Genomic DNA, 15,132 nt, shown 5'->3' with positions numbered 1-15,132 from the left:
GAACGCGCCTGATCCCGACCCGAATTTTTAATCTCGACCTGAACGCGCCTGTCCCTTAAGGTAGGGCGCGAATAGACAACCGGCCGGCCCAAGCTCTCTTGGACGTCGACCCAAGACGGACGCCTATGAACCCGAATTTCCTGGATTTCGAACAGCCGATCGCCGACCTGCAAGCCAAGATCGAAGAGTTGCGCTTGGTCGGTAATGACAATTCGCTGAATATCGGCGATGAGATTTCCCGCCTGCAGGACAAGAGCAACACGCTGACCGAAGACATCTTCGGCAAGCTGACCAGCTGGCAGATCGCGCGTCTGGCGCGTCACCCGAAACGTCCGTACACCCTGGACTACATCGAACACATCTTCACTGAGTTCGATGAACTGCATGGCGACCGTCACTTCTCCGACGACGCTGCCATTGTTGGCGGTGTTGCCCGTCTGGACGACCAGCCGGTGATGATCATCGGTCACCAGAAAGGCCGTGAAGTGCGCGAGAAAGTTCGCCGCAACTTCGGCATGCCGCGCCCTGAGGGCTACCGCAAGGCGTGCCGCCTGATGGAAATGGCCGAGCGTTTCAAAATGCCGATCCTGACCTTCATCGACACCCCGGGCGCTTACCCGGGCATCGACGCCGAAGAGCGCAACCAGAGCGAAGCGATTGCCTGGAACCTGCGCGTCATGGCTCGCCTGAAAACCCCAATCATCGCCACCGTGATCGGTGAGGGTGGTTCCGGTGGTGCACTGGCAATCGGCGTCTGCGATCAGCTGAACATGCTGCAATACTCGACCTACGCGGTGATTTCGCCGGAAGGTTGTGCCTCGATTCTGTGGAAAACTTCCGAGAAAGCTCCGGATGCCGCTGAAGCCATGGGCATCACTGCCGAGCGCCTGAAAGGCCTGGGCATTGTCGATAAAGTGATCAGCGAGCCGTTGGGCGGCGCTCATCGTGATCCGGCCGCTGCCGCTGCCTCGATCCGTGCCGAGCTGAGCTCGCAACTGGCGATGCTGAAGAAGTTCGACAACGACGCGCTGCTGGCCCGCCGTTACGAGCGTCTGATGAGCTACGGTCTCTGATCTGACTGCTTGGGCAAACGACGCAAAACCAATGTGGGAGCGAGCCTGCTCGCGATTGCAGTATAACACTCAACAAATATGTTGAGTGTTAAGCAGCCTTCGCGAGCAGGCTCGCTCCCACAGTGGGTCTATGTGAAGTGACTGATGTCTATGAGTCCAAAGAAGATTGATCTGCCAGCCAAGCTTCTCCTGAATCTGGCTCTGTGGCGCAACGCTACAACCTGGCGCGTCGCTTTCTCCGGTGGTCTTGATTCCACCGTCCTGCTGCACCTTCTCGCGCACCTTGCGAAAGCCCAATCCCTGCCGGCGCTGACCGCCATTCATGTCCACCACGGCCTTCAGGCTGCGGCTGATGCGTGGCCGGATCATTGTCAGTCGGTCTGTGATGCGTTGGGAGTGCCGCTGGAGGTTGTGCGCGTTCAGGTTGAGCCTGGCGCAAGCCTTGAGCGTGCGGCGCGGGATGCGCGTTATGGCGCCTTCATCGCGGCAACTTGCGCCGGTGAAATGCTGCTCACTGGCCAGCACCGTGACGATCAGGCGGAAACCCTGTTGTTTCGGCTCTTGCGTGGGGCTGGAGTGAGAGGTTTGTCGGGAATGCCGAGCGAGCGTCCGTTGGGGCGGGGGCATCTGCTACGGCCGCTGCTTGATGTCACTCGCGCCGAGCTTCAGGCCTACGCAACTGAACATCAGTTGAGCTGGATCGAAGATCCTTCGAACCAGGACCGACAGTTCTCGCGCAATTACCTGCGCCATCAGGTGTTCCCCGTGTTGACCGCACGCTGGCCGCAAGCGGTGGCGACCATGGCTCGCAGCGCCGCGCATCTGAGTGAAGCCCAGGGCTTACTCGACGACTTGGCACAAATCGATCTGGCCCACGCCAGTACCGTCAGTGATTTCGATTGGCTGGGTTTGCCATCGCTGGAGCTGGCGCCACTGGAAACACTCTCTGATGCGCGCCAGCGCAACGCGTTAAGTCATTGGCTCAAACCGCTGACATCTTTGCCAGACAGTGACCATTGGTCGGGTTGGGAGAGTTTGCGCGATGCGACCGGTGATGCGCGTCCCGTCTGGCGGCTGGCGACGGGTGAGCTGCATCGGGCCGGTGGGCGTCTCTGGTGGTTGTCAGGTGGTTGGCTGCGTACGCTATCCTCTCCGGTATCCTGGGCTGATCCCTCGGTATCACTGGCGTTGCCGGATAACGGTGTGCTCACACTCACCGGTCAGATCCCCGATGGCCCGTTGCAGATTCGCTATCGTGAGGGCGGCGAGGTCATGAATCTGCCTGATCGCGGCCACCGTGACTTGAAGCGTTTGCTCAACGAAAGCGGCCTGCCGAGCTTCGCCCGTGGCAGATTGCCGCTGGTCTACAGAGGCGAGCAATTGCTGGCGGTGGCGAACCTGCGGGGGCTAAATGGCGATGTACAGGGTGGCTGGTATTTGCATTGGCAGCCGCTGATCGAAGATCTAGGTTTGAGCTGAAAGGGGCTTTCCGGTAGACTACGCTCCCTTCTTGATACAACTTCTGTGGATTCGCCTGAATCGCAGGAGTTGCCGATTACCAAGCAGTCTTTGCTGGGCGATTCCAAAAAATGTGTAGCGAGCAACCTACCGGTGTTTCATCTGCCGGTCTGTCCCAACGCGGCGGTTTTTTTGAAAGGTGCACTGTGATTAATGCAGGTGATCGGGGGCTTCGGCCTTCCTTCGCTTTCCCCGGCGGCTCGGACCGCTTTAACGCAGACTTCTAGGGTTTTTCATGACGCGCTACATATTCGTCACGGGCGGTGTTGTTTCTTCATTGGGGAAAGGCATTGCCTCGGCTTCATTGGCGGCCATCCTGGAGGCGCGGGGACTTAAGGTCACCATGCTGAAGCTGGACCCGTACATCAACGTTGACCCGGGCACCATGAGCCCGTTCCAGCACGGTGAAGTGTTCGTCACCCACGACGGCGCCGAGACCGACCTGGACCTGGGCCACTACGAGCGGTTCATCCGCACGACCATGACCCAGAACAACAACTTCACTACCGGCCGTGTCTACGAACACGTCCTGCGCAAAGAGCGCCGTGGTGATTACCTTGGCGCAACCATTCAGGTGATCCCGCACATCACCGACGAAATCAAGCGCCGGATCATCAAGGGCGCCGGCGATGCCGACGTGGCCATGGTCGAGATCGGTGGCACCGTGGGTGACATCGAGTCGCAACCGTTCCTCGAAGCGATCCGTCAATTGCGTTTCGAAGTGGGCGCCAAGCGCGCGATGCTGATGCACCTGACGCTGGTGCCGTACATCGCCACTGCCGGCGAAACCAAAACCAAGCCGACCCAGCACTCGGTCAAGGAACTGCGTTCGATTGGCCTGCAACCAGACGTGCTGGTATGCCGTTCCGATCACCCGATCGATATCTCTTCGCGTCGCAAGATCGCGCAGTTCACCAACGTTGAAGAACGTGCGGTGATCGCGCTGGAAGACGCCGACACCATCTACAAGATCCCGGGCATTCTGCACTCCCAGGGCCTGGATGATTTCGTCGTCGAGCGTTTCGGCCTGCAATGCGACAGCGCCGATCTGTCCGAGTGGGAAGCGGTGGTTGACGCCAAGCTGAACCCGGAGCACGAAGTCACCATCGCCATGGTCGGCAAGTACATGGAACTGCTGGACGCCTACAAGTCGCTGATCGAAGCGATGAGTCACGCCGGCATCAGCAACCGCACCAAGGTCAACCTGCGCTATATCGATTCCGAAGACATCGAAAACCAGGGCACCGCGCTGCTGGAAGGCGTCGACGCGATTCTGGTACCAGGCGGCTTCGGTCTGCGTGGTGTCGAAGGCAAGATCACTGCCGTTCAATACGCTCGCGAAAACAAGGTTCCGTACCTGGGCATCTGCCTGGGCATGCAAGTGGCCGTCATCGAGTTCGCTCGTAACGTCATGGGCTGGAAAGACGCCAACTCCACCGAGTTCGATCGCACCAGCGGTCACCCGGTCGTGGGTCTGATCACCGAATGGGAAGACGCCACCGGCGCAGTCGAAATCCGTACCGAAACGTCCGATCTGGGCGGCACCATGCGCCTCGGCGCTCAGGATTGCCTGCTTGAGCCAGGTTCCCTGGTGCACGATTGCTACGCCAAGGACGTGATCGTCGAGCGTCACCGTCATCGCTACGAAGTGAACAACAACCTGCTGCCGCAAATAATGGAAGCCGGTCTGAAAATCTCCGGTCGCTCCGGTGATGGCGCGTTGGTTGAAGTGGTCGAAGCACCGGATCACCCATGGTTCGTCGCTTGCCAGTTCCACCCTGAGTTCACCTCTACTCCACGCGACGGTCACCCGTTGTTCAGCGGTTTCGTCAAAGCCGCTTTGGCTCAACATCAGAAGAAGGCTTGAACTTCATGGCGCAGAAAATCATCCGTGTAGGCAACATCGAGATCGCTAACGACAAGCCGATGGTGCTGTTCGGTGGCATGAACGTACTGGAAAGCCGCGACATGGCGATGCAGGTCTGCGAAGAGTACGTAAAGGTGACCGAGAAACTCGGTATCCCTTACGTGTTCAAGGCCAGTTTCGACAAGGCCAACCGTTCCTCTGTGACCTCTTACCGTGGCCCTGGCCTGGAAGAGGGCATGCGAATTTTCCAGGACATCAAGCAAGCCTTCGGCGTGCCGATCATCACCGACGTCCACGAGCCTGATCAGGCTGCGGTCGTGGCTGAAGTCTGCGACATCATCCAGCTGCCGGCCTTCCTTTCGCGTCAGACCGACCTCGTGGTTGCGATGGCCAAGACCGGCGCGGTGATCAACATCAAGAAAGCCCAGTTCCTCGCGCCTCAGGAAATGAAACACATCCTGAACAAATGCGTAGAAGCCGGTAACGATCAGTTGATCCTCTGCGAGCGTGGTTCGAGCTTCGGCTACAACAACTTGGTCGTCGACATGCTCGGCTTCGGCATCATGAAGCAGTTCGAATACCCGGTGTTCTTCGACGTGACCCACGCGCTGCAAATGCCTGGCGGTCGCTCCGATTCCGCTGGCGGTCGTCGTGCCCAGGTCACCGACCTGGCCAAGGCCGGCATGAGCCAGTCCCTGGCCGGGCTGTTCCTCGAAGCCCACCCGGACCCGGACAACGCCAAATGCGACGGCCCTTGCGCCTTGCGTCTGGACAAACTGGAACCCTTCCTGGCCCAGCTCAAAGCACTGGACGAACTGGTGAAGAGTTTTCCGACGGTAGAAACCGCGTAAACCTCGATTCTCCGGTAAAGTACCGCACGGTTTAATGCTCAGGCCCTCGGGCTTGAGCCTTATCGTCCGCAAGCTTGCCCGCTGTCTGTCACTTGCCGACGATAAAAGATTTCCTTCAGCTGCGTCGTTTTCGTCAACTTTGGAGTGTTTACAACAATGGCAAAAATCGTCGACATCAAAGGTCGTGAAGTTCTCGACTCCCGTGGCAATCCCACTGTGGAAGCAGACGTGCTTCTCGATAACGGCATCATCGGCAGCGCTTGCGCGCCGTCCGGTGCTTCCACTGGCTCGCGTGAAGCGCTCGAGCTGCGTGATGGCGACAAGAGCCGTTACCTGGGCAAGGGCGTGCTCAAGGCTGTAGCCAATATCAACGGTCCGATTCGCGACCTGTTGCTGGGTACAGACCCAAGCGACCAGAAAGCGCTGGATCACGCGATGATCAAGCTCGACGGCACCGAAAACAAAGCGACCCTGGGCGCCAACGCGATCCTCGCCGTTTCCCTGGCCGCGGCCAAGGCAGCAGCACAGGACCAGGACCTGCCGCTGTACGCACACATTGCCAACCTGAACGGCACCCCAGGCGTCTACTCGATGCCGGTTCCGATGATGAACATCATCAACGGTGGCGAGCACGCCGATAACAACGTCGACATCCAGGAATTCATGGTTCAGCCGGTTGGCGCCAAGTCTTTCTCGGAAGGTCTGCGCATGGGCACCGAGATTTTCCATCACCTCAAAGCCGTTCTGAAGGCTCGTGGCCTGAGCACTGCCGTTGGTGACGAAGGTGGTTTCGCGCCGAACCTGGCCTCCAACGAAGACGCTTTGAAAGTGATCTCCGAAGCCGTGGCCAACGCCGGTTACAAGCTGGGCACCGACGTGACCCTGGCGCTGGACTGCGCGGCCAGCGAATTCTACGAAGACGGCAAGTACAACCTGTCCGGCGAAGGCCAGGTGTTCACCGCTGAAGGTTTCGCCGACTACCTGAAAGGTCTGACCGAGCGTTATCCGATCATCTCCATCGAAGACGGTCTGGACGAGTCCGACTGGGCTGGCTGGAAAATCCTCACCGACAAGATCGGCGAGAAGACTCAGCTGGTTGGTGACGACCTGTTCGTGACCAACACCAAGATCCTGAAAGAAGGCATCGACAAAAAGATCGCCAACTCGATCCTGATCAAGTTCAACCAGATCGGCACTCTGACCGAAACCCTGGAAGCCATCCAGATGGCCAAGGCCGCTGGTTATACCGCCGTGATCTCGCACCGCTCCGGCGAAACCGAAGATTCGACCATTGCCGACCTGGCCGTGGGCACCTCGGCTGGCCAGATCAAAACCGGTTCTCTGTGCCGTTCCGACCGCGTTTCCAAGTACAACCAACTGCTGCGTATCGAAGAGCAGTTGAATGGCAAAGCCAAGTACAACGGCCGTAGCGAGTTCCGCGGCTGAGTGGTAAACGATAAAAAGACACCGGATTGTGTCGGAGAAATCGCAGCAGCGATGGATTTGCCACTAATCTGATGCCTTAAGAGCACAAGCCTGGTTCTTCCAGGCTTCGTGCTATCAGACGCTTCAAAGTTTTGGCATGGCTGTCTTTTTTCACTGGATACCTGATATTCGATGCGCAGTCCCAATTGGTTGTTCCTCGTCTTGCTCTTGCTGCTGGCTGGCCTGCAGTACCGCCTGTGGGTGGGTAATGGCAGTCTGGCGCAAGTGGCCGAGCTGAAGCAGCAGATTGCGGACCAACATGCCGAGAACGAGGCGTTGCTGGAGCGCAATCGGGTGATGGACGCCGAAGTCAGTGAATTGAAAAAAGGCATGGAGACCGTTGAAGAGCGGGCTCGCCATGAGTTGGGCATGGTCAAGGACGGTGAAACCCTTTACCAGTTGGCCCAATGATGGAGTCGTTACCGGCCTTCTGGGCCGTGATTCCTGCCGCGGGTGTCGGTGCCCGTATGGCCGCGGACCGTCCCAAGCAATACTTGCAGCTGGGCGGGCGCACTATTCTGGAACACAGCCTTGGCTGTTTTCTCGATCATCCTTCCCTGAAGGGGTTGGTGGTCAGTCTTGCTATCGACGATCCTTACTGGCCGAACCTGGCGTGTGCTGCCGATCCGCGTATTCAGCGGGTTGAAGGTGGCGCCGAGCGTTCCGGGTCGGTGCTCAATGCCTTGCTGCATCTGCATGCCCAAGGCGCTGACGATGAGGATTGGGTGTTGGTTCACGATGCTGCGCGACCGAATCTGGCGCGTGATGATCTCGATAAATTGCTCAGTGAGCTGGTCGACGATCCGGTGGGTGGGCTGTTGGCGGTGCCTGCGCGTGACACCCTCAAGCGGGTCGACAAGCATGGGCGTGTGCTGGAGACGGTGGATCGCAGTGTGATCTGGCAGGCCTACACACCGCAGATGTTTCGCCTTGGCGCGTTGCATCGGGCATTGGCAGACAGTCTGGTGGCGGACGTTGTGATCACCGATGAAGCCTCGGCCATGGAGTGGTCGGGCCAGGCGCCGCGCCTGATCGAAGGTCGATCCGATAACGTCAAGGTCACTCGCCCCGAAGACCTTGAGTGGTTGCGGCAGCGTTGGGCTAACCGCCGTTAAAAGATCGCAGCCTTCGGCAGCTCCTACATTGATCGTGTGCGCCTCGGATTAACGGGTGTACTCGATACCTGTAGGAGCTGCCGCAGGCTGCGATCTTTTTATCTTAAGTTCGATACTCCGGCCGTTCGGCCAACCCCGCCTTCAAGTAATCCACCAACTTGCGCACCTTCGGCGACAGATGCCGTTGCTGTGGGTAAAGCGCCCACACGGCTGTATTCGGCGGTTGGTGGGCTTCCAGCAGCGAAATCAATTCGCCGTTTTTCAGGTGCTCCAAGACGTAATAATCCGGCAGCTGACACAAACCAACCCCTTGTAGCGCCGCATCCAGCACTGCTTGCCCACTGTTGCAGCGCCAGTTTCCCTGTACTCGCTGGGAAAATTCCCGCCCGTTCTGTTCCAGTTGCCAGATATCCGAACTGCCGATGAGGCAGTTGTGGCGGCTCAGTTCCGACAAACTGTGTGGGCGACCATACCGCTCCAGGTAAGACGGCGAGGCGCACAGGTACATGCGCCGTGGCGCCAGACGGGTTGCGACCAATCTTGAATCCTGCAGACGGCCGAGACGGATGGCCAGGTCCAGGCCTTCATGCACCAGATCGAGCGGATGATTGCTCAGTTCGATGTCAACGCGCAGTTGCGGATACAGCCCCATGAAACGAGTGACCAGAGGCACGATGAATCGCTCGCCGTAAGCCACGGCGCAGGTCATGCGCAACATACCTTTGGGTTCGCTGGTCAAATCACCGACGGCTCGCAACGCTTCTTCGCGACCGTCCTGCAAGCGCTGGCAATGTTGCAGAAAGGTTTGCCCGGCCTCGGTCAGCGTGACCCGACGGGTGCTGCGATAGAGCAAACGGGTTTGCAGGCGCTCTTCCAGCCGTACGATTTGGCGACTGATGTGGGAGGACGACACCCCAAGGCGTTCAGCCGCGGCAGTGAATTGGCTGCATTCGGCGACGGCGACGAACTCGTCGATACCTTCCCAGCGGTTTTCGGACATCAGGATTATCCCTGTATGGCAATAATGTTTTGCTTTTGTGTCGATTATTCATCGCAAGCAGCTGTATTACACTCCCTGTCTTGTTTTTATTCACTGGAGAGTCAGCATGATCAAGTCGCGCGCCGCCGTAGCCTTCGAGGCCAAGAAACCCCTCGAGATCGTTGAAGTCGATGTCGCCATGCCCAAGGCCGGTGAAGTTCTGCTGCGCGTGGTCGCTTCCGGTGTCTGCCATACCGATGCCTACACCCTCTCGGGCGCGGACCCGGAAGGCATTTTTCCTTCGATTCTGGGGCATGAAGGTGGCGCGGTGGTCGAAGCGATCGGCGAGGGTGTGACGTCGGTCGCGGTCGGTGACCATGTAATCCCGCTGTACACCCCGGAATGCGGCAAGTGCAAATTCTGTCTGTCGGGCAAAACCAACCTCTGCCAGGCCATTCGTGCGACGCAGGGTAAAGGCCTGATGCCGGATGGCACTTCGCGTTTTTCCTACAAGGGCGAAACGATTTTCCACTACATGGGTACCTCGACATTTTCCGAGTACACCGTGCTGCCGGAAATCTCCGTGGCCAAAATTCCTAAAGAAGCGCCGCTGGAAAAGGTCTGCCTGCTGGGCTGTGGCGTCACCACCGGCATTGGCGCGGTGATCAACACCGCTAAGGTCAAGCCGGGCGACACGGTTGCCATCTTCGGTCTGGGCGGCATCGGTCTGTCGGCTGTGATCGGTGCGGTCAAAGCCAAGGCCGGGCGGATCATCGCTATCGATATCAACCCGGCCAAGTTCGAGATCGCCAGGCAGTTGGGTGCTACCGATTGTGTAAACCCGAAAGATTTCGATCGTCCGATTCAGGAAGTGATCGTCGATATGACCGATGGCGGCGTTGACTTTTCCTTCGAGTGCATCGGCAACGTTCAGTTGATGCGTGCTGCACTTGAGTGCTGCCACAAAGGTTGGGGGGAGTCGGTGATCATCGGCGTGGCCGGTGCGGGTCAGGAAATCTCCACCCGTCCGTTCCAATTGGTGACCGGTCGCGTCTGGCGCGGTTCGGCGTTCGGTGGTGTGCGCGGGCGTACCGAGTTGCCAAGCTATGTTGAAATGGCCCAGACCGGCGAGATCCCGCTGGATACCTTCATTACCCACACCATGGGGCTGGAAGATATCAACAAGGCATTCGACCTGATGCATGAAGGCAAAAGCATCCGTAGCGTCATCCATTTCTGAGGTCGGTCATGAGCCTGGAAAATATCTCCTGCCAGAAAAGCTTCGGCGGCTGGCACAAACGCTACCGGCACCGCTCCGATGTACTTGGCTGCGACATGGTGTTTGCCGTGTACCTGCCGCCGCAGGCGGAACAGGGCGGCAAATTGCCGGTGCTGTACTGGTTGTCCGGCCTGACCTGCACCGACGAGAACTTCATGCAGAAGGCCGGCGCCATGCGCATGGCCGCCGAGCTTGGGCTGATCATCGTCGCACCGGACACCAGCCCACGCGGTCCCGACGTGCCGGGTGATCCGGACGGCGCCTGGGACTTCGGTCTCGGTGCCGGGTTTTATCTGAATGCCACGCAGGAACCGTGGTCCCGGCACTATCGGATGCATGACTATGTCGTGCAGGAATTGCCGGCATTGGTCGAAGCGCATTTCCCGGCATCGGACAAGCGTGGCATCAGCGGCCATTCCATGGGCGGCCACGGCGCGCTGGTCTGCGCGTTGCGCAATCCGGGGCGCTATCTGTCGGTGTCGGCGTTCTCGCCGATCAACAATCCGATGGATTGCCCATGGGGTCAGAAAGCCTTTTCCCGGTACCTGGGGGAAGACCGTTCGAAATGGCGCGAATGGGATGCCTGCGCGCTGATCGCCGAGGCTGACGAGAAGCTGCCGCTGTTGGTCGACCAAGGTGATCGAGACGATTTCCTGGCTACCCAGCTCAAGCCTGAGGCCTTGCAACAGACGGCCAAACTGGCTGGTCATCCGCTGACGTTGCGCTTGCAACCCGGCTACGACCATAGCTATTTCTTCATTGCCAGCTTTGTCGAGGACCACTTGCAACATCATGGGCGCGCGCTAAGCGCGTAGGGGCTGTTGACGTTCGGTGACGGCCGCGTTGCGCGCCACCAAACGTCAACAGACCCTAATGTCCGACAAAGCAGGTAGAATCACGCCCTGACAAAAATCGGGGCGTTTTTTTATGCGTATTGGCCACGGCTATGATGTGCACCGTTTCGGTGAAGGCGATTTCATCACGCTGGGCGGTGTGCGGATTGCACACAGCTTCGGGCTGCTTGCCCATTCCGACGGTGATGTCCTGCTGCACGCCTTGAGCGATGCCTTGCTCGGTGCTGCCGCATTGGGTGATATCGGTAAGCACTTCCCGGACACCGACCCGCAATTCAAGGGCGCCGACAGCCGTGCGCTGTTGCGTCATGTCGTCGCACTGATCCACGCCAAGGGCTGGAAAGTCGGCAACGTCGATAACACCATCGTCGCCCAGGCCCCGAAAATGGCCCCGCATATCGAATCGATGCGCGCGCTGATTGCCGCAGATCTTCAAGTTGAGTTGGATCAAGTGAATGTGAAAGCTACCACCACCGAAAAGCTTGGCTTTGTCGGTCGCGAAGAGGGCATTGCCGTGCACTCCGTTGCCTTGTTGCTGCGCGCATGAACGAGGCGCAATTGCTCGGCCCGCGGGCCTATGGTCAAGCCCTCGGCAGCGCGGTTCTGAAAGCCACGGCGGAAGATTTCCAGGTCGACGAAGTCCTCGATATTCCCCTGAGCGGCGACGGCGAACACCTGTGGATCTGGGTGGAAAAGCGCGGTCTGAATACCGAAGAAGCGGCGCGGTGGATCGCCAAGGCGGCGGGCGTGCCGTTGCGTACCGTCAGCTATGCGGGGCTCAAGGACCGTCAGGCGCTGACTCGCCAGTGGTTCAGCGTGCAACTGCCGGGCAAGGCCGATCCAGATCTGTCGGCGGCGGAAAACGATACGCTGAAAATCCTCAAGACCGGTCGGCATAAACGCAAACTGCAACGCGGAGCCCATTCGGCCAACGGTTTCACCTTGCGTTTGACCCAGTTCAGCGGTGACAAGGCGGCGATCGAAGAGCGTCTGCAACTGATCGCCACGAAAGGTATTCCCAATTATTTCGGCGCCCAGCGGTTCGGCTTTGACGGCGGCAACGTCGTCGATGCCCGTGCCTGGGCGGCGCGCAAGGCCCTGCCGGAGCAACGCAATGTGCGTTCGCGGCTGCTTTCCACTGCGCGCAGTTTTCTGTTCAATCAAGTGTTGGCGGCGCGCGTCGCCGATGGCACCTGGCAGCGCGCTCAGGTGGGCGATCTGTTGGCGTTCACCGACAGCCGCAGCTTCTTCCCGGCGGGTGAAGCCGAGTGCAGCGACCCGCGTTTGGCGATTCTCGACCTGCACCCAACCGGCCCGCAGTGGGGCGAAGGTGACTCGCCCGCAGCGGGCGCTGTCCATGAATTGGAACAGGCGATCGCCGCGCGCGAAGCGGATCTGCGCGATTGGTTGATCAACGCCGGAATGAGCCACGAACGTCGCATCCTGCGGCTGCCCATTGGCGGGTTGACGTGGCATTATCCCTCGCTGGACATTCTACAACTGGAATTCGTCCTGCCGGCCGGATGCTTCGCCACCGTATTGGTGCGTGAACTCGTCGATCTGGTGCCGGTGGGGCAGACGGACAGCCCATGCGTATTCTGATTTCTAACGACGATGGGGTAGCCGCACCCGGTCTCGCCGCGCTTTATGCTGCGCTGGCGGATTACACCGAATGCGTGGTTATTGCCCCTGACCAGGACAAAAGTGGCGCCAGCAGCTCGCTGACGCTCGACCGTCCGTTGCACCCGCAAACCCTGGCCAACGGCTTTATCAGCCTCAACGGCACACCCACCGACTGCGTACACCTGGGCCTTAATGGTTTGCTGGAGTTCGAGCCGGACATGGTGGTTTCCGGTATCAACCTGGGGGCGAACCTGGGAGATGATGTGCTGTATTCCGGCACCGTGGCGGCGGCCCTTGAGGGGCGTTTTCTGGAGCGTCCTTCGTTTGCTTTTTCGTTCGTCTCACGGCAAGTAGAGAACCTTCCCACCGCCGCCTATTTTGCGCGCAAACTGGTGGAGGCTCACGCGGACCTGGATCTGCCACCGCGCACGGTACTGAACGTGAACATTCCCAACTTGCCGCTGGATCACATTCGCGGTATCCAGCTGACCCGTCTCGGTCATCGCGCCCGAGCGGCTGCGCCGATGAAAGTGGTTGATCCGCGCGGCAAGTCGGGTTACTGGATCGCCGCAGCGGGGGACGCTGAAGATGGCGGCCCGGGCACCGATTTCCATGCGGTGATGCAAGGCTATGTTTCAATCACGCCACTGCAACTGGATCGCACCTTCAATGATGCCTTCAGTTGTCTCGATGGCTGGCTGGAGGGGCTGCGCAAATGACTCGTGAACAAGACGACATTCTGCGTCGCGGCATCGGAATGACCTCTCAGCGAACCCGCGAGCGCCTGATTCAGCGTCTCTATGAAGAAGGGGTGTCCAACGCCAAGGTGCTGGAAGTCATCCGCCGCACGCCGCGTCACCTGTTCGTCGACGAGGCGCTGGCACACCGCGCCTATGAAGATACCGCGTTGCCGATCGGGCATAACCAGACCATTTCCCAGCCTTATATGGTGGCGCGCATGAGCGAGCTGCTGCTGGAGGCCGGTCCGCTGGACAAGGTACTGGAAATCGGTACCGGTTCGGGTTACCAGACGGCGGTGTTGTCGCAGCTGGTCGAGCGGGTTTTTTCCGTGGAGCGCATCAAGGTTTTGCAAGACCGGGCCAAGGAGCGCCTGGTGGAACTGAATCTGCGCAACGTGGTATTTCGCTGGGGCGATGGTTGGGAAGGCTGGCCGGCGCTGGCGCCTTACAACGGCATCATCGTCACCGCCGTGGCCACCGACGTGCCTCAGGCACTGCTCGATCAGTTGGCGCCGGGCGGGCGACTGGTGATTCCGGTCGGCTCCGGTGAGGTGCAGCAATTGATGCTGATCATCCGTGAAGAGCAGGGCTTTTCCAGGCGTGTTCTGGGGGCGGTACGCTTTGTGCCATTGCTCAACGGGCCGCTGGCCTGAGCATTTATTTTGGCGCGCTGAATTCTCTTCGATTGCCTGGGTCTTACAGCGGCATCGATTGGTTAAACGTTTCATCGTCAGGCAGCAAACGTGTGCGCCAAGCAAATCGCTTCATTAAAGGTAAAGCCTGTTCGGCCCGTTATACTTGCGACATTTTGTGCCGGAACACGGCAATTCATATTTTCAGCCACCACAAAGGGAGCGGCGGGTGAGTCTCACAGTCGTTGCGCAGCGAATGGGTATAACGAGCTTTCAGCGTCTGGTGACTGGCCTTGTCTTGAGTACCTTGCTGGTCGGTTGCTCCAGTACCAAATCGAGTAGTGTGGGAGTTGTCGAACGCAACAACGCGGTCGCCCAGCGTCCGGTCGTGACCACCGGCCAGTACGTTGTTCGACCCAAAGACACCTTGTTCTCCATCGCCTTTCGCTACGGTTGGGACTACAAAGCCCTCGCGGCAAGGAACAATATTCCTACGCCTTACACGATTCATCCGGGTCAGACGATTCGCTTTGACGGTCGCAGCGGTTCAACGCCAACGGCAGTCGTGAGTTCGTCCAGTTCCTCGCCTTCTTCGTCGAGTAAAACCACGGTAATCCGACGCCAGGCAAATGGCGAAACGACCAGTACAACGGTGCTTGCACCGTCCGTCGCCAGCAAGCCGGCACCCGCGCCACTGCCTCCTGCCGGTCCGGCCCCGACGGGCTGGGGGTGGCCTTCTAGTGGCATTCTCATTGGAAAATTCTCTTCAAACGGTAGTTTGAATAAAGGAATTGATATCGCCGGAGATTTGGGACAGCCTGTTTTAGCTGCGTCTGATGGGACGGTGGTATACGCCGGGAGTGGCTTAAGGGGCTACGGCGAATTAGTCATCATCAAACACAGCGATACCTACGTCAGTGCCTACGGTCATAACCGCAGGCTTTTGGTTCGGGAGGGGCAGCAGGTCAAAGTCGGACAGACAATTGCCGAAATGGGGTCAACGGGTACAGACCGGGTGAAACTGCATTTTGAGATTCGCCGACAAGGTAAGCCTGTAGATCCGCTGCAATTCCTGCCACGTCGTTGATTTGTGCGCCAGCCTGTTCCGTCACGTAG

15 protein-coding genes are annotated in these 15,132 nt (G+C 59.0%); 14 read left to right on the top strand and 1 reads right to left on the bottom strand.

Features of this window, described 5'->3' with window-relative positions; all coding sequences use genetic code 11:
- Positions 1–125: 125 nt before the first annotated feature.
- From QMK51_RS22865 to ispD, 7 genes are all read left to right on the top strand, one after another.
- Entirely contained in the window at positions 126–1,073 is a 948-nt protein-coding gene (locus tag QMK51_RS22865) for an acetyl-CoA carboxylase carboxyltransferase subunit alpha (RefSeq protein ID WP_258697353.1), read from the top strand.
- 150 nt (positions 1,074–1,223) lie between these two features.
- Complete coding sequence (gene tilS / locus QMK51_RS22860) at positions 1,224–2,552, top strand: tRNA lysidine(34) synthetase TilS (protein WP_320394554.1); 1,329 nt, start codon at positions 1,224–1,226, stop codon at positions 2,550–2,552.
- 274 nt (positions 2,553–2,826) lie between these two features.
- Positions 2,827–4,458, top strand: coding sequence for a CTP synthase (locus QMK51_RS22855; RefSeq protein WP_320392038.1), 1,632 nt, complete (start codon positions 2,827–2,829; stop codon positions 4,456–4,458).
- Between the two features lie 5 nt (positions 4,459–4,463).
- Complete coding sequence (kdsA, locus tag QMK51_RS22850; RefSeq protein ID WP_258697350.1) at positions 4,464–5,309, top strand: 3-deoxy-8-phosphooctulonate synthase; 846 nt, start codon at positions 4,464–4,466, stop codon at positions 5,307–5,309.
- A 156-nt stretch (positions 5,310–5,465) separates the two neighbouring features.
- Positions 5,466–6,755 (top strand): phosphopyruvate hydratase, encoded by a 1,290-nt coding sequence (gene eno / locus QMK51_RS22845; protein WP_093436567.1) that lies wholly within the window; start codon positions 5,466–5,468, stop codon positions 6,753–6,755.
- 171 nt (positions 6,756–6,926) lie between these two features.
- A complete protein-coding gene (gene ftsB, locus QMK51_RS22840) occupies positions 6,927–7,205 on the top strand; it encodes a cell division protein FtsB (protein WP_007907178.1) in 279 nt (92 codons plus the stop codon).
- On the top strand, positions 7,202–7,909 hold the full coding sequence (ispD, locus tag QMK51_RS22835) for a 2-C-methyl-D-erythritol 4-phosphate cytidylyltransferase (RefSeq protein WP_320392034.1): 708 nt from the start codon (positions 7,202–7,204) through the stop codon (positions 7,907–7,909). The genes ftsB and ispD overlap by 4 nt, the downstream gene beginning before the upstream one ends.
- Before the next feature lie 103 nt (positions 7,910–8,012).
- Here ispD and QMK51_RS22830 read toward each other — a convergent pair whose 3' ends face one another.
- A complete protein-coding gene (locus tag QMK51_RS22830; protein ID WP_258697348.1) occupies positions 8,013–8,909 on the bottom strand; it encodes a LysR substrate-binding domain-containing protein in 897 nt (298 codons plus the stop codon).
- Between the two features lie 106 nt (positions 8,910–9,015).
- On the opposite strand from QMK51_RS22830, the gene QMK51_RS22825 reads away from it, so the two are divergent.
- The 7 genes from QMK51_RS22825 (at position 9,016) to QMK51_RS22795 (ending at position 15,103) form a co-directional block, all read left to right on the top strand.
- Positions 9,016–10,128: an S-(hydroxymethyl)glutathione dehydrogenase/class III alcohol dehydrogenase gene (locus QMK51_RS22825; RefSeq protein WP_018927002.1), complete on the top strand. Its 1,113-nt coding sequence runs from the start codon at positions 9,016–9,018 to the stop codon at positions 10,126–10,128.
- A gap of 8 nt (positions 10,129–10,136) precedes the next feature.
- On the top strand, positions 10,137–10,982 hold the full coding sequence (fghA, locus tag QMK51_RS22820) for an S-formylglutathione hydrolase (protein ID WP_258697347.1): 846 nt from the start codon (positions 10,137–10,139) through the stop codon (positions 10,980–10,982).
- Positions 10,983–11,094: 112 nt separating this feature from the next.
- Complete coding sequence (gene ispF, locus QMK51_RS22815; protein ID WP_018927000.1) at positions 11,095–11,568, top strand: 2-C-methyl-D-erythritol 2,4-cyclodiphosphate synthase; 474 nt, start codon at positions 11,095–11,097, stop codon at positions 11,566–11,568.
- A complete protein-coding gene (gene truD, locus QMK51_RS22810; protein ID WP_320392026.1) occupies positions 11,565–12,623 on the top strand; it encodes a tRNA pseudouridine(13) synthase TruD in 1,059 nt (352 codons plus the stop codon). The genes ispF and truD overlap by 4 nt, the downstream gene beginning before the upstream one ends.
- A complete protein-coding gene (gene surE, locus QMK51_RS22805; protein WP_258697345.1) occupies positions 12,611–13,363 on the top strand; it encodes a 5'/3'-nucleotidase SurE in 753 nt (250 codons plus the stop codon). Before truD ends, surE begins: the two co-directional genes overlap by 13 nt.
- Before the next feature lie 38 nt (positions 13,364–13,401).
- Complete coding sequence (locus tag QMK51_RS22800; RefSeq protein ID WP_173861137.1) at positions 13,402–14,037, top strand: protein-L-isoaspartate(D-aspartate) O-methyltransferase; 636 nt, start codon at positions 13,402–13,404, stop codon at positions 14,035–14,037.
- A gap of 208 nt (positions 14,038–14,245) precedes the next feature.
- Complete coding sequence (locus QMK51_RS22795) at positions 14,246–15,103, top strand: peptidoglycan DD-metalloendopeptidase family protein (RefSeq protein ID WP_258697344.1); 858 nt, start codon at positions 14,246–14,248, stop codon at positions 15,101–15,103.
- The last annotated feature ends 29 nt before the right edge of the window (positions 15,104–15,132 follow it).

Origin of the sequence: Pseudomonas sp. P9_31 (genome assembly GCF_034008235.1) — a bacterium.
Classification (GTDB): Bacteria; Pseudomonadota; Gammaproteobacteria; order Pseudomonadales; family Pseudomonadaceae; genus Aquipseudomonas.
This window is presented reverse-complemented; position numbering and strand designations above follow the sequence as displayed.